Annotated in this window: 17 protein-coding genes; 8 read left to right on the top strand and 9 right to left on the bottom strand. The window is 73.0% G+C overall.

Going from position 1 to position 15,822, the window contains the following annotated elements:
- Positions 1-249: 249 nt before the first annotated feature.
- Both ACW69E_RS14725 and ACW69E_RS14720 read left to right on the top strand, forming a co-directional pair.
- The gene (locus ACW69E_RS14725) at positions 250-1,275 is read left to right on the top strand and encodes an ATP-binding cassette domain-containing protein (protein ID WP_457498679.1); all 1,026 of its coding nucleotides are present in this window, start codon (positions 250-252) and stop codon (positions 1,273-1,275) included.
- The gene (locus ACW69E_RS14720; protein WP_457498678.1) at positions 1,272-2,132 is read left to right on the top strand and encodes an ABC transporter permease; all 861 of its coding nucleotides are present in this window, start codon (positions 1,272-1,274) and stop codon (positions 2,130-2,132) included. The genes ACW69E_RS14725 and ACW69E_RS14720 overlap by 4 nt, the downstream gene beginning before the upstream one ends.
- A gap of 137 nt (positions 2,133-2,269) precedes the next feature.
- Here the strand turns inward: ACW69E_RS14720 and greA are convergent, their stop codons facing one another.
- Together greA and ACW69E_RS14710 are read right to left on the bottom strand one after the other, a co-directional pair.
- The gene (gene greA, locus ACW69E_RS14715; RefSeq protein ID WP_457498677.1) at positions 2,270-2,767 is read right to left on the bottom strand and encodes a transcription elongation factor GreA; all 498 of its coding nucleotides are present in this window, start codon (positions 2,765-2,767) and stop codon (positions 2,270-2,272) included.
- Positions 2,768-2,908: 141 nt separating this feature from the next.
- Complete coding sequence (locus tag ACW69E_RS14710) at positions 2,909-3,328, bottom strand: DUF4307 domain-containing protein (protein ID WP_457498676.1); 420 nt, start codon at positions 3,326-3,328, stop codon at positions 2,909-2,911.
- A gap of 95 nt (positions 3,329-3,423) precedes the next feature.
- On the opposite strand from ACW69E_RS14710, the gene mca reads away from it, so the two are divergent.
- Both mca and ACW69E_RS14700 read left to right on the top strand, forming a co-directional pair.
- The gene (mca, locus tag ACW69E_RS14705; protein ID WP_457498675.1) at positions 3,424-4,296 is read left to right on the top strand and encodes a mycothiol conjugate amidase Mca; all 873 of its coding nucleotides are present in this window, start codon (positions 3,424-3,426) and stop codon (positions 4,294-4,296) included.
- A gap of 4 nt (positions 4,297-4,300) precedes the next feature.
- Positions 4,301-4,513, top strand: a complete 213-nt coding sequence (locus ACW69E_RS14700; protein ID WP_457498674.1) for a hypothetical protein — start codon at positions 4,301-4,303, stop codon at positions 4,511-4,513.
- Positions 4,514-4,620: 107 nt separating this feature from the next.
- On the opposite strand, the gene secD is transcribed toward ACW69E_RS14700, so the two are convergent.
- The 4 genes from secD to ACW69E_RS14680 all read right to left on the bottom strand — a co-directional run bounded on the left by secD (position 4,621) and on the right by ACW69E_RS14680 (position 9,232).
- Positions 4,621-6,933, bottom strand: coding sequence for a protein translocase subunit SecD (gene secD, locus ACW69E_RS14695; protein ID WP_457498673.1), 2,313 nt, complete (start codon positions 6,931-6,933; stop codon positions 4,621-4,623).
- Positions 6,934-6,996: 63 nt separating this feature from the next.
- Positions 6,997-7,452: a hypothetical protein gene (locus tag ACW69E_RS14690; RefSeq protein WP_457498672.1), complete on the bottom strand. Its 456-nt coding sequence runs from the start codon at positions 7,450-7,452 to the stop codon at positions 6,997-6,999.
- A 110-nt stretch (positions 7,453-7,562) separates the two neighbouring features.
- The gene (locus ACW69E_RS14685; RefSeq protein WP_457498671.1) at positions 7,563-8,228 is read right to left on the bottom strand and encodes a response regulator; all 666 of its coding nucleotides are present in this window, start codon (positions 8,226-8,228) and stop codon (positions 7,563-7,565) included.
- A complete protein-coding gene (locus ACW69E_RS14680; RefSeq protein ID WP_457498766.1) occupies positions 8,225-9,232 on the bottom strand; it encodes a HAMP domain-containing sensor histidine kinase in 1,008 nt (335 codons plus the stop codon). Before ACW69E_RS14680 ends, ACW69E_RS14685 begins: the two co-directional genes overlap by 4 nt.
- Before the next feature lie 339 nt (positions 9,233-9,571).
- Here ACW69E_RS14680 and ACW69E_RS14675 point away from each other — a divergent pair, with 339 nt between their 5' ends.
- Positions 9,572-9,898 (top strand): TraR/DksA C4-type zinc finger protein, encoded by a 327-nt coding sequence (locus tag ACW69E_RS14675; protein WP_457498670.1) that lies wholly within the window; start codon positions 9,572-9,574, stop codon positions 9,896-9,898.
- Positions 9,899-10,018: 120 nt separating this feature from the next.
- Positions 10,019-10,420 carry a TraR/DksA family transcriptional regulator gene (locus tag ACW69E_RS14670; protein WP_457498669.1) on the top strand — a complete coding sequence of 134 codons (402 nt, stop codon included), beginning with the start codon at positions 10,019-10,021 and terminating at the stop codon, positions 10,418-10,420.
- 112 nt (positions 10,421-10,532) lie between these two features.
- On the opposite strand, the gene ACW69E_RS14665 is transcribed toward ACW69E_RS14670, so the two are convergent.
- Complete coding sequence (locus ACW69E_RS14665; RefSeq protein WP_457498668.1) at positions 10,533-11,735, bottom strand: cystathionine gamma-synthase; 1,203 nt, start codon at positions 11,733-11,735, stop codon at positions 10,533-10,535.
- A gap of 38 nt (positions 11,736-11,773) precedes the next feature.
- Here ACW69E_RS14665 and ACW69E_RS14660 point away from each other — a divergent pair, with 38 nt between their 5' ends.
- Both ACW69E_RS14660 and msrA read left to right on the top strand, forming a co-directional pair.
- Entirely contained in the window at positions 11,774-12,967 is a 1,194-nt protein-coding gene (locus ACW69E_RS14660) for a hypothetical protein (RefSeq protein ID WP_457498667.1), read from the top strand.
- A 92-nt stretch (positions 12,968-13,059) separates the two neighbouring features.
- Entirely contained in the window at positions 13,060-13,719 is a 660-nt protein-coding gene (msrA, locus tag ACW69E_RS14655) for a peptide-methionine (S)-S-oxide reductase MsrA (RefSeq protein ID WP_457498666.1), read from the top strand.
- Between the two features lie 363 nt (positions 13,720-14,082).
- On the opposite strand, the gene ACW69E_RS14650 is transcribed toward msrA, so the two are convergent.
- Both ACW69E_RS14650 and ACW69E_RS14645 read right to left on the bottom strand, forming a co-directional pair.
- Positions 14,083-14,247, bottom strand: coding sequence for a hypothetical protein (locus ACW69E_RS14650; protein WP_457498665.1), 165 nt, complete (start codon positions 14,245-14,247; stop codon positions 14,083-14,085).
- Between the two features lie 397 nt (positions 14,248-14,644).
- Positions 14,645-15,697, bottom strand: a complete 1,053-nt coding sequence (locus tag ACW69E_RS14645; RefSeq protein WP_457498664.1) for a hypothetical protein — start codon at positions 15,695-15,697, stop codon at positions 14,645-14,647.
- Positions 15,698-15,822 lie beyond the last annotated feature (125 nt).

Here is a 15,822-nt window from a genome sequence, read left to right as displayed (position 1 = left end):
CGTCGGCGGAACACGTCCGCGGGACACGCCGTAAACCTTTTGACGCGTTATATCGCGTTGCTGCATAGTGCTGACCCGCGCCGCGCTCCCGGTGTGTCCGCGCGCATCCGCGCGTGCCGTCGCATTCGGTGCGGAGCGGCCGCTTTCGCGCGGTTCCCGCGGTTTTCGCCGTTCTCGGCGTTCCCCGCGTTATCGGCGTTATCGGCTTTTCCTTCCTTTTCCGACCACCCACACCCATGGGAGACCTCCATGCCAGGTGCCATCCACGCCGAGGGGCTGGTCAAGACCTTCGGCGACGTCAGGGCTCTGGACGGTGTCGACCTCGACGTCCCCGAAGGCACCGTGCTGGGCCTGCTCGGACCCAACGGCGCCGGGAAGACCACCACCGTACGGGTGCTGACCACACTGCTGCGGCCCGACAGCGGCCGCGCGGTCGTGGCGGGCATCGACGTGCTCGAGCAGCCCCAGGAGGTGCGCCGCTCCATCGGCCTGTCCGGGCAGTTCGCCGCCGTCGACGAGTATCTGACCGGCCGTGAGAACCTCCAGATGGTCGCCCGCCTCTACCAGATGTCCGCGCGCGACGCCAAGCGGCGGGCCGCCGAGCTGCTGGAGCGGTTCAACCTCGCCGACGCCGCCGACCGGACCGCCAAGACGTACTCCGGCGGCATGCGCCGCCGTCTCGACCTCGCCGCCGCGCTGGTCGTCAGCCCGCCCGTGATGTTCATGGACGAGCCGACCACCGGTCTGGACCCGCGCAACCGCCAGGCGCTGTGGGAGGTCATCGAGGAGCTTGTCGCCGGCGGCACCACGCTGCTGCTGACCACCCAGTACCTGGAGGAGGCCGACCGCCTCGCGCACGACATCGCCGTGGTCGACCACGGCCGCGTCATCGCCCGCGGCACCTCCGACGAGCTCAAGGCCCGTATCGGCGGCGAGCGCATCGAGGTCGTCGTGCACGAGCGCGACGACATCCGCACCGCCGAGGAGGTCCTGCGGGGCCTGGGCAGGGGCGCGGTCGCGGTGGAGGAGCACACCCGCAGGCTGACCGTCCCGGTCGTCGGCGGCGCCAAACTCCTGGCCGAGGCCATCCGGGAGCTGGACGCCCGCGGCGTGGAGATCGACGACGTGGGCCTGCGCCGCCCGACCCTGGACGACGTGTTCATCTCGCTGACCGGCCACTCGGCGGACGACGCCGAGGAGGCCGGCGCCGGCCCGGACGGCGAGGGCACCGGGTCCGCCGCGAAGGCCGCAGGCCGGAAGGAGAACGCCAAGTGAGCACCACCACCGGTTCCGCGCCCGCCACCCGCGCGCCCCGCGCGGGCGGCGGCATCGGGCAGTCCGTGTCGGACTCGCTGACCATCGCCAAGCGCAACCTGCTGCGGATGATGCGCATCCCGGAGATGGTCATCTTCGGTCTCATCCAGCCGGTCATGTTCGTGGTGCTGTTCAGCTACGTCTTCGGCGGCTCGATCAGCATCCCCGGCGCCGGCGTGGACGCCGGCGCCTACCGCGAGTTCCTCATGGCGGGCATCTTCGCCCAGACCGTCACCTTCGCCACGGCCGGCGCGGGCGCGGGCATCGCCGAGGACATGCACAAGGGCCTCGTCGACCGCTTCCGCTCCCTGCCGATGGCACGCGGCGCGGTCCTGACCGGCCGCACCCTGGCCGACCTCGTCCAGACCGCGCTGACCCTGGTGGTGCTGGCCGTCGTGGCGACGATCGTCGGGTGGCGGGCCCACGAGGGCGTCCTCGAGGCGCTGGCGGGCTTCTGCCTGCTGCTCCTGCTGGGCTACGCCTTCACCTGGATCGGCGCGCTGATCGGTCTGTCGGTGCGCACCCCTGAGGCGGCGACCTCCGGCGGGCTGATCTGGCTGTTCCCGCTGACCTTCATCTCGATCGCTTTCGTGCCCTCGGAGAACATGCCGTCGCTCCTGCAGCACGTGGCCGAGTGGAACCCGTTCAGCGCGACCGTGCTGGCGGCCCGCGAGCTGTTCGGCAACCTCCCGCCCGGCTACCAGGCGCCCGACGCCTGGCCCATGCAGAACCCGGTACTGGCCTCGCTGCTGTGGTCGGTGCTGATCATCGTGGTCTTCCGCACCCTGGCGGTGCGCAAGTACCGCTCGGCGGCCTGACCGCGCGCCGTGCTCGCGGCCCGCGAGCGCGGCCCGAGCACGGACGCGAAGCATGGCTGTGAGGACCGCGAAACGGCCCCCGGCCGCCACGGATCCCTCCGTGGCGGCCGGGGGCCGCGTCGTCCGCCCCTCGGGGCTCAGCCCTGGTACGGCTTGGCGTTCAGGACCCGCACCGAGGCCATCTTGCCGTTGGGCAGCTCGTACTCGGCGTCGTCGCCGATCTTCTTGCCGTTCACGCCCCGGCCCAGCGGGGACTGCGGGGAGTAGGTCTCGATGTCCGAGCTGGCGTACTCACGGGAGGCGAGGAGGAAGGTGATCGTGTCGTCCTCGTCACCGTCGAAGGCGACGGTGACCACCATGCCGGGCTCGACCACGCCGTCGTCCGCCGGAGCCTCGCCGACCTTGGCGTTCTCCAGCAGCTGGGTGAGCTGGCGTACCCGCAGCTCCTGCTTGCCCTGCTCCTCCTTGGCCGCGTGGTAGCCGCCGTTCTCGCGGAGGTCGCCTTCCTCGCGGGCCGCCTCGATCTTCTTGGCGATCTCGATGCGGGCAGGACCCGACAGGTACTCCAGCTCGGCCTTGAGCTGGTCGTACGCCTCCTGGGTGAGCCAGGTGACGTTGTCGCTGGTCTGGGTCACAGGTGCTCCTCGTAGGTACTCTCGGGATATAAAGCAACGCCCTACCCGAAGGGTGCGCCTTCATGGGTGGGCGAAACCACGAGCCTAACAATTCCGCCGGAAAAGGGAAGAAGGTCGGACCTTCGGGGCTCGGGGGAACCGTCAGTTTCCGCCGGCCGTCGTACAGCCGACCAGCTGGGCGCTGGTGGCCCGCTTCGTGGTGCGTACGGTGACGACCTCGTCGACGCGGCCGTGCGGCCCGTCGAAGGTGAAGTCCGCGCGGCCCACGTCCCCGCCGTCCTCCGCGAGGGTGTTGACCGTGCACACGCCGGTGACGCCCTCGTCCTTGCGGACCTCCAGATGGACGGCCACCTCGCGGTCCGAGACGATCTCGAACTTGATCAGCTCGCCGCTGACCTTCGTCCCGGTGACGTAGGACACCCCGAACCAGGCGATCAGCGCCAGGAACGCCGCGCCCAGCACCGCACCGGCCGCCTTCAGCCGGCGGTCCGAGCGCTCGTCCGCCGAGCGCCCGTACCGCCCCTGGGGCAGCTGCGCACGCACGGGGTCGGCCGAACTCATCGCCACGTCCTGTCGGTCCTATCGGGAATACAAGGGGATGCCGCTTCGGTCACTATAGAAGCCGTCTCCCATGACCAGGTAACGAGGATCGAGCCTTGACTGAACAGCTCAGACTGATGGCCGTGCACGCGCACCCCGACGACGAGTCGAGCAAGGGCGCGGCGACCATGGCGAAGTACGTGTCCGAGGGGGTGGACGTGCTGGTCGTGACCTGCACGGGCGGGGAGCGCGGCTCCATCCTCAATCCGAAGCTCCAGGGCGACGCCTACATCGAGGAGCACATCCACGAGGTGCGGGCCAGGGAGATGGCCGAGGCCCGCGAGATCCTGGGCGTGAAGCAGGAGTGGCTGGGCTTCGTCGACTCCGGTCTTCCCGAGGGCGACCCGCTGCCGCCGCTGCCGGAGGGCTGCTTCGCGCTCCAGGACGTGGACGAGGCCGCCGAGCGGCTGGTGCGCAGCATCCGCGCCTTCCGGCCGCACGTGGTCACCACCTACGACGAGAACGGCGGCTATCCGCATCCGGACCACATCATGACCCACCGGATCACGATGGCGGCCTTCGACGCCGCGGGCGACGCCGACCGCTACCCGGACGCGGGCGAGCCCTGGCAGCCCCTGAAGCTCTACTACAACCAGGGCTTCAACCGCCCCCGCACCCTCGCCCTGCACGAGGCGATGCTGGAGCGCGGCCTGGAGTCCCCCTACGGCGAGTGGCTCAAGCGGTGGGAGGAGTTCCAGCGGCCCGAGCGCACGCTGACCACCTATGTGCCCTGCGCGGACTTCTTCGAGGTCCGGGACAAGGCGCTGATCGCCCACGCCACCCAGATCGACCCCGACGGCGGCTGGTTCAAGGTCCCGATGGAGCTCCAGAAGGAGGTCTGGCCGACGGAGGAGTACGAGCTGGCCAAGTCCCTGGTGGACACGTCCCTCCCCGAGGACGACCTCTTCGCGGGCATCCGCGACAATTGATGCCATGAGCCCGACCAATCTCGCCCTCACCCAGGCCCCCGGCCTCGTCGACCTCGCCAAGGAGTTCGACGAGAACAAGGTGACGCCCGGCGTTCTCGGCTTCCTCGTCTTCGCGGTGCTGGGGCTGGCCGTCTGGATGCTGATGAAGTCGCTGAACCGCCACATAGGGAGGGTCGACTTCGAGGAGTCGCCCGCTTCGGACACCGGGCGGTCCTGACCCCGTCCCGTGCCGTCGGCGCCGGACCGGCCGCACGGCCGGACACCCGGGCCCGCACCACACGCCGCACGCCGGCCCCGGGGGGACCGGGGCCGGCGCCCGGCCGGTCAGACCTGTGCGCCGCTGTCGCCCGGCCTGCGGCCGTCCCCCGTCCCGAAGCGGCCCGCGGCCGCCGCGGACCTGGAGCGCGCGGGCCTGGGCGGCGGCGCGCTGCTGTGCGCCTCCAGCTCGATGGCCAGGGGCGTCGCGGTGAACATCGAGGACCAGGTGCCCACGACGATGCCGATCAGCAGCGCGAGGGCGAAGTCGGTCAGGGTGTCGCCGCCGAGCAGGGCGAGCGCGGCCAGGATGAACAGCGCGCCCATGCCGGTGTTCACGGTGCGGGGCACCGTCTGCAGGATCGCGGAGTTCGCGATCCTGGCGAAGGGCTCCCTGCGCCGGGCGGCCCACAGCTCGCGGACCCGGTCGAAGACCACCACCGAGTCGTTGACCGAGTAGCCGATCACGGTGAGCAGCGCGGCCAGGAAGACCCCGTCGATCGGCTTGCCGAGCCAGGCGAAGATCCCGACGAGGATGAGCACGTCGTGGACCATCGCCAGCACCGCGCCCACCGAGAAGGTCCAGCGGAAGCGGACCGCCAGGTAGAGCATCTGGGCGGCCAGTGCGACTCCGAGGGCGATCAGGGCGCCCCTGCGCAGCTCGTCCCCGAGGCTGGGTCCGATCAGCTCGTCGCGGACCTTCTCCGTCTCCCCGCCCAGCTCCTCGATCGTCGCGGCCACCTCGGCCGCCTCGTCGTTGGACAGCTCCTCGGTGCGCACCGAGAGGTCGCCCTCCCCCGAGGTCTGGACGACGGCGCGGGGGAAGCCCGCCTCCGCCAGCGCCGAGCGCGCCCGCTCCGGGTCGACGGGGGTGGCGGTGGAGTACTCGATCAGCCGCCCGCCGGTGAACTCCACCCCGAAGTCCAGCCCGCGCGCCACGATGCCCGAGCCGGCCAGGACGACGGCGGCCAGCGAGATCGCCAGCCAGCGCCGCCGGCGGCGCATCAGGTCCGGCTCGCGGCGGTTGATCCACTCCCGCACCCGGCCCACGCCCGCGATGCCGGTCAGGCCCGGACGCCTGCGCACCGCGTCGCGGGAGACGGCGAACTCGGTGAACACCCGGGTGATCAGCAGGGCGCTGACCATGGAGGCGAGCACACCGATGGACAGGGTCACGCCGAAGCCGCGCACCGGTCCGGAGGCGAAGAAGAACAGCAGCCCGGCGGCCAGCAGCGTGGTGACGTTGGAGTCCGCGATGGCGCTGAAGGCGTTGCGGAAGCCCTCCGTCAGTGCTCTGAACAGGTTCTTGCCGCCGCGGGCGGCGTACTCCTCACGTGCTCGTTCGAAGACCAGCACGTTGGCGTCCACGGCCATGCCGATCGCCAGCACGAAGCCGGCCAGGCCCGGCAGGGTGAGGGTGGCTCCGAGCGCGGTCAGCGCGGCGTAGGAGATGAGCCCGTAGCAGGCCAGCGCCACGGCGGCGAGCGCGCCCAGCAGGCGGTAGACGGCGATGATGAACAGCGCGGTCAGCGCGGTGCCGATGACCGCGGCCCGGGCGCTGGCCTCGATGGCCTCCTCGCCCAGGGTGGGGCCGACGGTGCGCTGCTCGATGATCTCCACCGGCACCGGCAGGGCGCCGCCGTCGATGAGCAGGGCCAGCTCCTTGGCCTCCTCCTGGGAGAAGCCGCCGGTGATCTGGGTGGAGCCGCCGGTGATGCCCCGCTCGCAGGCGACCGAGGGATCGACCTGCGGCGCGGAGATGATCTCCTCGTCCAGCACGATCGCCACGCGCCGCCTGGGGTCGCCGGGCGGTGAGCAGGCGGCCTGTCCGGTCAGCTCGGCCCAGGCGTCCTCGCCCTCGCCGCGCAGATCGACGGTGACGTACCAGCCGCCGCCGGTCTGCTGGTCGATGGCCGCCTCGGCGTCCTCCACCCCCTCGCCGGTCAGCTCGGCCGGCCCCAGGCGCAGCCGCTGGCCCGAGGCGTCGGGCAGGACGCGCTCGCCCTCCTCGGCCTCCTCCCCCTCGGCCGCGGCGCCGAGTACGGGGTGGAAGGTGAGCTGTGCGGTGCGGCCGAGGACGTCGGCGGCCTCGCGCGGGTCCTGCAGACCGGGCAGCTCGACGATGATCCGGTTGTCCCCGGAGCGGGCGATGCCGGGCTCGGCGACGCCGAGCGCGTCGACGCGGCGGCGCAGCACCTCCAGGGTGCGGTCGGTGGCCTCGCGGTCGGCCTCGGTGGTGGGCGAGTCACGGGTCTCCAGCACGATCTGGGTGCCGCCGCGCAGATCGAGGCCGAGCCGCGGGGAGGAGGTGACCACGGCGTAGACGGACAGGGCGAGCACGGCGAGGGCGAGGAGTGCCCGCACCACGGTGGCGCGTTTCAAGGTATGCCTCCAGCATGGCGCCGCGGCCGGGTGCCGGCCGCGGCGGTGGGACGACGGATGACGTCAACTGCCCGGCGGAGGTGGTGGGGCCCGGCCCGGATGGCGTGCGGTGTACGGGGGACGGTCGGCGGAGCGCGGCAGGGGTGCGGGCGGGCGTATGCCCGGGGCGGGCCCGGCGGGGCGGGCCCGCCCCGGCAGGGCCGCTTCCGCGGGGTGCGGGGCGTGCCGTTCGGCCGCGGCGCCCCGGTGCAGCATGGGGGTGCTGTCGCATTCGGCCGCGCAGGGCCCGCCGGCCGTGTGCGCGCCCGCGGTGCGCGGTGCGGCCGGGGCGGGCACGGCGGAGGTGGGTACGGCCGGGGCGGAGAAGTCTGGCGCGGAGGAGCCGGGCGCCGAGGAGCCGAACGCCGAGACCGGTACGGGGACGGCGGACGCCGGGGCGCCCAGCAGGAGGGACAGGGCCGCCAGCAGGGCCAGGACCTGGGCCGGCGCGGAGCGGAGCACGGCGGTCCGCTGGGCCATGCCGCCTCCTCCTCAGATGTCCGCCTCCGGCACCCGGAGCCGGCGCCGGCGGGGCGCCACCGGTGCCAGCCCGCATCCTTCCGTATCCGGCGGCCGGCGCGGAACCGGGCTCAGGGCTCGATCAGCCCCGCGCGGATCGCGTAGCGGGTCAGTTCCAGGCGGTCGCGCAGCCCGAGCTTGTGCAGCATGTTCGCACGGTGCCTCTCCACCGTCTTGACGCTGATGACCAGTGTCTCGGCGATCTCCTTCGAGGAGTGGCCCTCGGCGACCAGCTTGAGCACCTCCTCCTCCCGTGCGGTGAGCACCCGTTCGGGGATGTCCTCACCCTGCCGGACACGGTCGAGGTAGCTGCGGATCAGCGCGGTGACCGCGCCCGGGTAGAGGAACGGCTCGCCGCGCATCGCCGCCCGGCACGCCTCCACCAGATCCCGGTCGGCCACCGACTTCAGCACGTATCCCGAGGCCCCGGCCTTGAGCGCCTCGAAGAGGTACTGCTCGTTGTCGTACATCGACAGGATCAGGATGCGCAGGCCGGGATGGCGGGCGGACAGCTCCCGGGCCGCCTGCAGTCCGGTCATCCGGGGCATGGCGACGTCGAGGACGGCCAGGTCGACGGGGTGCTCGCGGGCCGCGGCGACGGCCTCGGCCCCGTCCCCGGCCTCGGCGACGACGCTCAGGTCCGGTTCGCCGTCGAGGATGAGCCGCACCCCCCGGCGCACCAGCGCGTGGTCGTCGGCGAGCAGGATGCGGGTGACGCCGGGCTCGGGCGCGTTCACGCGGCCGCCTCCTGTGCGGTGGTGGTCGTGCCGGCCTGCGGCGCCCCGTGTACGGGCCCGCCGTCCAGGGGCACCGCCAGGCGGACCCGGGTGCCGCCCTCCGGCGCCGGGCCGATGTCCAGGTCGGCGCCGACGAGCAGCGCGCGCTCCCGCATGCCGCGGATGCCGGCGCCCTCCCGGGCGGAGCCGATGCCCCGGCCGTCGTCGCACACGCTCAGCACCACGCCGCCGGCGGTGCGGCGCAGCCGCAGCTCGACGCTGCCGGCCTCGGCGTGGCGGGCGACGTTGGTCAGGCTCTCCTGGGCGACGCGGTACAGGACCAGCTCCCGCTCGCCGTCCAGCGGCGGCAGCCCGCCGTCGAAGCGGCGGCGCACCGTCAGCCCGGTGTGGGTGGAGTAGTCGGCGGCCAGCGCGGTGAGGGCGCTGACCAGGCCGAGGTCCTCCAGTACGCCCGGGCGCAGCCTGCGCGCCAGCCGCCGCACCTCGTCCAGGCTGCCGCGGGTGGTCTCCTGGGCGTGCCGGAGCTCGGCGCGCAGCTCCTCGTCCGGGGTGCGGTCGGCCGCCCGCTTCAGCTCCAGCAGCACGGCCGTCATGCTCTGGCCGACCTCGTCGTGGAGCTCCTGGGCGATACGGCGGCGCTCGGCCTCCTGCGCGGACAGCACCCGGGCGCTGCTGGCGGCCCGCTCGGCCTCCAGCCGGTCGAGCATGTCGTTGAAGGTGCGGATCAGATCGGCCACCCCGCCGTGCCCGGACACCGGCAGCCGGTGCCCCGGCCTGAGCAGGTCGACCCGGGTCATCAGCCGGGTCAGCCGCTCCAGCGGCGCCAGGCCGACGCGCAACAGGGCGGCGTTGGCCACCAGCATCACGGCCAGGCCGGTGACCAGTACGACGGCCTCGGTGAGCAGCACCGGCACCGAGACGGTCACCGGCGCCCACAGCAGCAGCGCCGTGGCCGCGCCGAGCACCAGGGCGTTGAGGGCGAAGATTCGCCAGAACAGGGACACGGCGTGCACGTCCTCCTCGATCACCTGCGTCCCCACCACTATCCGCCACCGGCGCGGTCCGGCCGGTATCACCCGGCCCTTTCCCCGCCAGCCTGCCCCGGCGGGGCCGCCGCGGTCGATCGGTGGCGCGGGCCATCCCGTCCGGGGCCGGGCCCCCTCCCCCACCCGGCGCATACACCCCGCCCCCACCCCCGAATGGGTGACGCCACCGATGGACCGCGGGCACCGCGCCGTCCATGGTGGAAGCGCAGGGGCGCGTGGACCCTCCCCCCCCGGGACGGGCCGCGCGCCCTCCCGTATGCCATCGGTCTCCCTCGGCCCGGAAGGAACACGACCGCGATGACGATCGACGCGGCCCGCTCCGCGGACCCTCCCGAACGCCTCCCGGCGCACGAAGTGCGTCTGCGCCTGGAGCACGAACGCGACTCCCGCCTCTCCCAGCTCGACGCCGTCGAGGAGGCCGCGGACCAGGCGTCCGCGGACCTGCTGGCCGTCCAGACGGACTCCGTCCGCCGGGTGCTGGCGGAGATCGACCTGGCGCTGGCCCGGCTGGAGAACGGCACCTACGGGGTCTGCGAGGGCTGCGGCAGCGCCATCCCGGCCGAGCGGCTGGAGATCCTGCCGTACGCGAGCCGCTGCGTCGGCTGCCAGCAGCGCTCCGCCTGACGGCGTGTCCGGCTGACGGAACGGGGGCGGGGCGCGTACACCGCACACCCGCGCCCCCGCCGCGACGCCCGCCCCGCGTACCACTCACGCACCACCCGCGCCCGCACGAGGACGTGACCCATGAACGACCAGGCCACCGGCGTCCACGACGCCACCCTCACCCACCGGGAACTGGCCGCGCTGCGCGAGGACCTGGAGGAGCAGCGCCGCTTCCGCCTCGACCAGCTGAGGGGGTTCGGCCTACCCCGTCCCGGGACGGCGCGGGCCGAGGCGGCGCGGGCCGGGACCACCGCGAACACCACCACCGCCACGACCGCCGAACTCGCCGAGATCGACGCCCGGCTCGCGGAGTCCGCCCGGATGGTCCTGGCCGACGTGGAGGCCGCTCTGGAGCGGATGGACCGGGGCGGCTACGGCCACTGCCTGCTGTGCTCCCGCCCCATCCCCCCGCGCGTGCTGGAGATCGTCCCGCAGGCCCGCTACTGCGCTCACTGCCGGCGCACCGGGGAGACGCGGCGGTGACACCGGGGTGCCTGCCCCACGCCGCCCCGCGCAAGGCGGCGGGGACCGCGGCCCCCGCCGCGATCCCCGCCGATGTTCCGTACGGCCCGGGCTGGCCCGGGCCCGCCCGGGCTCAGCCCAGCGCCCGCGCCAGGTCCGCCACCAGATCGTCGGCCGCCTCGATGCCCACCGACAGCCGCACCAGGTCCGAGGGCACCTCCAGCGCCGAGCCCGCCGCCGAGGCGTGTGTCATCCGGCCCGGGTGCTCGATCAGGGACTCCACCCCGCCCAGCGACTCCCCGAGCGTGAACAGCTCCGCCCGGTCGCACACCTCGACCGCCGCCTCCTCGCCCCCGGCGACCCGGAAGGAGACCATGCCGCCGAAGTCGCGCATCTGCTTGGCCGCCACCTCGTGCCCGGGGTGCGTCTCCAGCCCCGGGTAGTACACCTGGACGACCTTCGGGTGGGAGACGAGCAGTTCGACGACCCGCGCGGCGTTGGCGCAGTGCCGGTCCATGCGCACCGCCAGCGTCTTGACGCCGCGCATCACCAGCCAGGAGTCGAACGGCCCGGCGATGGCGCCCATCGCGTTCTGGTGGAAGGCCAGCTCCTCGCCCAGCGCGGTGTCGGCGGTGATCAGCGCGCCGCCGACCACGTCGGAGTGGCCGCCCATGTACTTGGTCGTGGAGTGCACCACCACGTCCGCGCCGAGTGCCAGCGGCTGCTGCAGATAGGGGCTGGCGAAGGTGTTGTCCACCACCAGACGGGCGCCCGCCGTACGGGCCACGTCGGCCAGCGCCGCGATGTCGGCGATGCCCAGCAGCGGGTTGGACGGGGTCTCCACCCACACCGCCTTCGTGCGCGGGCGCAGCGCGGCGCGCACGGCCGCCGGGTCGGAGGAGTCCGCCACGTCCCACTCCACGCCCCACCGCTCGGCGACCTTCGCGAACAGCCGGAAGGTGCCGCCGTAGGCGTCGTTGGGGATGACGACGTGATCGCCGGGGGTGAGCAGGGTCCTCAGCAGGCAGTCCTCGGCGGCCAGCCCGGAGGCGAAGGCCAGCCCGCGCCGCCCGCCCTCCAGCGCCGCGAGGTTCTCCTCCAGCGCGGTGCGGGTCGGGTTGGCGCTGCGGCTGTACTCGTAACCGCCGCGCAGGCCCCCCACCCCGTCCTGTTTGAACGTGGAGACCTGGTGGATCGGCGGCACCACCGCCCCGGTGGCGGCGTCGGGCTCCTGCCCGGCGTGGATGGCGAGGGTCTCGAAGTGCTGCGCCGGGGTACGCGCCGCGTTCTGCTCCGCGTCCCGCGCCTCGTCCCGTGCTGCGTGCTGGTCACTCATGGCCACGAGCCTAGCCCCGCGGGCCGTACGGTGGAGGCATGGAAGCCCTGCTGTTCCTCATCGCCACCGCCGCCGTCGTCGGCCTGCTGATCGTGCCCGCGATCCGCCGCCGCCGGGAGCTGACCGGTTCCGGGGGATCCCCCGGCGTCCGGGCCGCCGGCGATCCGGACCGCTACGGCCTCGTACCGCCCGAGCGGCTCGACGTACGGCTGCCCGGCCCCGACCCGGAGCTGATCGAGGCGCTGGAGGAGACCCAGCGGACCCAGGACTGGCAGCCCGTCGCCCGGCTGCTCGCGCTGACCGGCGACGACTGGGAGCTGCGCTGGCAGCGCGTGCAGTCCCTGGCGGGCGCCGCGGCCGTGGAGCTGGCGCGCTCGCGCACCACCTCCGCGCCCCCCGCGGAGCAGACTCCCCCGGCGGACCAGCCCCCCTCCCTCACCAAGGAGCAGCCGGCCCCCGCGCCCGTCGCGGACGCGCGCTGGCTGCGGAACTGGCGCACCGCCTCCCCGCGCGACGCGGCCTGCGCGCAGGTGTACGCGCAGTTCCTGGTCTGGCAGGCGCTGGGCGACACCGGCTCGGCCGACCGGCGGATCATCCTGGAGGAGGCCCGCGAGATCGCCCGCGAGGCGATCCGGCTCGCCCCGGCCGACCCCACCGCGTACATCACCGACCTGTTCGCCGCCCGCGCCCTGGGCGTGCGCCGCCCCGAGTTCGAGGAGTGCTGGGAGGAGGTGCGCAGGCGCGCACCGCACCACATGGGCGCGCACCTGGTGGCGCTGCCGTACTGGTCCGCCAAGGGCCACGGTTCCAAGGAGGACGCCTACGCCTTCGCGCAGCGCGCCGCGGGCGAGGCACCCGAGGGCAGCCTGCTGCCGGCCCTGCCGCTCTTCGCGGTCTACGACCACCTGCCGGAGGCCAACATGGTCAGCGGCCTCTACCGCAGCGCGGTGGTGGAACAGGCCATCGAGGGCGCGCGCTACGCCCTGCACCACGCGCCCGCCGGCCACCCCGTCGCCCCGCACGTGCGCCATCTGCTGCTGTGCTTCCTGGTGCGCGCCGAGCGGTACGCGCAGGCCCTGGAACAGGTGCGGGCCGTGGATGGTTATGTCGGTGCGCTGCCCTGGGTCGACGGCGGCGACCCGGTGGCGGAGTACTCGGCGTACCGCGCCCTGGCGGTCGCCGGCTACGAGAGCCTGGGCGGCGACGCGGCGCACACCCCGCCGGCGCACTGAGACGTGGGGGCGGCGTACGGCACACGGCGTACGCCCGCCCCAGGCGGCACCGGGCCCCATCGGGCCCACCGAGGCCACGAGGAGAGTTGAGCATGCTGTTCGGCCACTTCAAGAAGTCCCTCCCCACGGCGGAGGAGGCCCTCAAGGGCCGCCCGGAGCGTCCCTACACCGTCCCCGGAACCCACACCGTCCTGGGCAACCCGCTGCTGGGCCCCTACCCGGAGGGGCTGGAGACCGCCGACTTCGGCCTGGGCTGCTTCTGGGGCGCGGAGCGGAAGTTCTGGCAGACCGAAGGGGTGTGGACCACCCTGGCGGGCTACCAGGGCGGCCACACCGAGAACCCGACGTACGAGGAGGTCTGCTCGGGCCTGACCGGGCACACCGAGGCCGTCCGCGTCGTCTTCGACCCGTCCAAGGTCACCTACGAGGAGCTGCTGCGGGTCTTCTGGGAGTCCCACGACCCCACCCAGGGCTTCCGCCAGGGCAACGACGTGGGCACCCAGTACCGCTCGGCGATCTACACCCACTCCGCCGAGCAGGAGGCCGCGGCGAAGGCCTCCCGCGACTCCTACCAGACCGTCCTGGCCTCCTCGGGCTACGGCGAGATCACCACGGAGATCCTCCCCGCCGGCCCCTTCTACCCTGCCGAGGCCTACCACCAGCAGTACCTGGACAAGAACCCCGGCGGCTACTGCGGCATCGGCGGCACGGGCGTCGCCTGCCCGGTCGGCGTGGCCAAGGCCGAGGGCTGACGGCCCCGTCCGGGTCCTCCGCCACTCGTTCGGGCGACTGCCGGCAACGGACGGTGGACGCAGGATCCGGTCATACATCCTCCGTCTCGCGCGGGGGACGTGTCGGGCGGTCCCATGGCGACGAGCGCGCCCCGGTCCGGCTCTCCTCGTTCACGAGGGCTGCCGGCTGCGCCCCCGGTACCACAGCGTCAGAGGTGTACCGATCGCGATGACCATGAGTGCTGCGGCCAGGATCCACATGCGCGATGACCATGAGTCCTTGGACAGGGCGAAGGCGATGCCCGCGGCGGCCCCGGCTGTTATGCCAAGTGACGGACGCCAGTCGTCGTCACGGATGACTGCGTTACCGAAGAACGTCAGGAGCTACGGCATCGTCATCATCGCTGCGAAGTACCAGCTGCCGCCGTCGGGGACGGAGCACCCTCGGACCGATTCCCCACAGCCGAGGTACACCGAGCCCGCGAGCGCCCAGCCGAGCGTTCCCACGACGACCAGCCCCACCAGAAAACCCAGCCCCTTGTTCTCCATATCCGGATGGTAGGCACGGCCCGGCCTGGCGGTTTGAGTACCGCCGCGAGCACCACCGGTGGAAGGTGAAAGGGGGGCTTGGTCCGGTGGAAGGGCCTTGCCCTGGAACTCTTCCCGGTTGTCGGCGTCCGCTGGTGTCAGCGGAACAGTTCCGGCAACGGGCACGCTTCCAGCGGCTCGTCCGGCCGGTCGGCCCATTTCCACCACAGGTGCCGGCCGGCACAGCTCCACAGCGACCGGCAGGCTCGCCAGCCGTCGTCCTGCCGCCCGGAGAGCACGGAGCCGCCGGACCTCATGGGCCGGCCGCACTCCGGGCAGACCGGAGGTGGGCACCTTGACGCGGCCGTGTAGTCCGTTTCCACGGGCGTGGCGTTCTGGTGCTCGGGAGTGTCGGCGCTCATGGAGCGTCGGGGGCGGTGTCGCCGGGGAGGTCGGCCAGTTCGGCCAGGTCCCGCCCCTCGGAGTCCAGCCAGTACCTGGGTCCGGAGGCGTAGCCGGGCCGGTTCCCTGTCAGCTGCTCGACCATCTCCTTCACAAGCGACGTCGGTGCGTAGCACTGCCCGTCGTACTCCCACCGCAGGGGGCGGCCGCGGTCGCCGGTCCAGGTGGCGCGGCCGCGCCTGGGGTCCTCGGCGACCCACCTCTCGATCTCGTTGTTGTCCCAGGCCATGGACTCCGGAAAGGCGCGGAAACGGAGCGTCTGGCCGGGCTGGACCGAGCCGTTGTCGATGATGCGCAGCACCGCCTTGCGGTTGCGGGTGCTGTTCGCGGCGCGCTGGGCCGTCTCGGCCTTCTCGGCGCGGGCGGGGACCACGGTGAACTCCTCCAGCCCCGGCACCGGGTAGAGCACCGAGGTCGTCATCACGTGTGTCCCCTCGTTCGCCCAGAGCCGGAACTGGACCAGCTTGACGTCGATCCCCATCTCGTTCAGCCACACGGCCGACGAGGTCACCTGCTTCGGGAAGGAGCGGGCGACCAGCACGATCCGGGGCTGCTTGAGCAGTGCGGCGTCCAGTTCGTCGCCGCAGTGCGCCCGGATGGCCTGCAGGGCTTTCGGGATGTCGTGCTCCTCGCCGGAGCGCCGCAGGAAGTCCGCGTGGATGCGGGCGAGGTCCTCCTCGGTGAAGCGGGACACCATGGCCGCGTAGGTGATGGCCTGCAGGTGTACGTCGTCCGGGGCGTCGTCACGTTTGAGCTCGATGACGACGAGGTGCCCCTCGGAGTCGAGGGCCAGCAGGTCCAGCCGATCGCGGACCCTGTCCCCGCCCTGTGTGGCCCACTTGTCGTACTCCTCGGTCAGGATGAGCAGGCCCGGCTCGACGAGGGAGGGGTCGGCGATGATCCACTTCTGCAGGTCGGCCCGTTCCCTCAGTCCCAGGTCGGCCAGCCGGGCCTCCTCCGCTTTGGCGGGTTGTGCCGCGCCGATGATCGACACCCTTTCAATCGCCATACGGATCCCCCAAGTTGCCGTTCCTGTCGCACTACTTGGAGTCTAAGAAGGGATCGCAGCCTGCCGCAGCCCCGCCCGCGAACGGTCTTCGCCCGCGCCCTGCGGGAAGTGCCCGACGTGCTACG

The sequence above is a fragment of the Streptomyces sp. SS8 genome (genome assembly GCF_054072955.1).
The sequence above is the reverse complement of the archived record's forward strand: the minus strand, read 5'-3'. Positions and strand labels throughout refer to the sequence as shown.

Bases quoted from the DNA above. Each gene is read 5' to 3' on its own strand.
- ACW69E_RS14725 (WP_457498679.1), top strand. From the start codon at position 250: ATGCCAGGTGCCATCCACGCCGAGGGGCTGGTCAAGACCTTCGGCGAC.
- ACW69E_RS14710 (WP_457498676.1), bottom strand. From the start codon at position 3,328: ATGAGTTCGGCCGACCCCGTGCGTGCGCAGCTGCCCCAGGGGCGGTAC.
- ACW69E_RS14700 (WP_457498674.1), top strand. From the start codon at position 4,301: ATGAGCCCGACCAATCTCGCCCTCACCCAGGCCCCCGGCCTCGTCGAC.
- ACW69E_RS14690 (WP_457498672.1), bottom strand. From the start codon at position 7,452: ATGGCCCAGCGGACCGCCGTGCTCCGCTCCGCGCCGGCCCAGGTCCTG.
- ACW69E_RS14675 (WP_457498670.1), top strand. From the start codon at position 9,572: ATGACGATCGACGCGGCCCGCTCCGCGGACCCTCCCGAACGCCTCCCG.
- ACW69E_RS14670 (WP_457498669.1), top strand. From the start codon at position 10,019: ATGAACGACCAGGCCACCGGCGTCCACGACGCCACCCTCACCCACCGG.
- ACW69E_RS14665 (WP_457498668.1), bottom strand. From the start codon at position 11,735: ATGAGTGACCAGCACGCAGCACGGGACGAGGCGCGGGACGCGGAGCAG.
- ACW69E_RS14660 (WP_457498667.1), top strand. From the start codon at position 11,774: ATGGAAGCCCTGCTGTTCCTCATCGCCACCGCCGCCGTCGTCGGCCTG.
- msrA (WP_457498666.1), top strand. From the start codon at position 13,060: ATGCTGTTCGGCCACTTCAAGAAGTCCCTCCCCACGGCGGAGGAGGCC.
- ACW69E_RS14650 (WP_457498665.1), bottom strand. From the start codon at position 14,247: ATGGAGAACAAGGGGCTGGGTTTTCTGGTGGGGCTGGTCGTCGTGGGA.
- ACW69E_RS14645 (WP_457498664.1), bottom strand. From the start codon at position 15,697: ATGGCGATTGAAAGGGTGTCGATCATCGGCGCGGCACAACCCGCCAAA.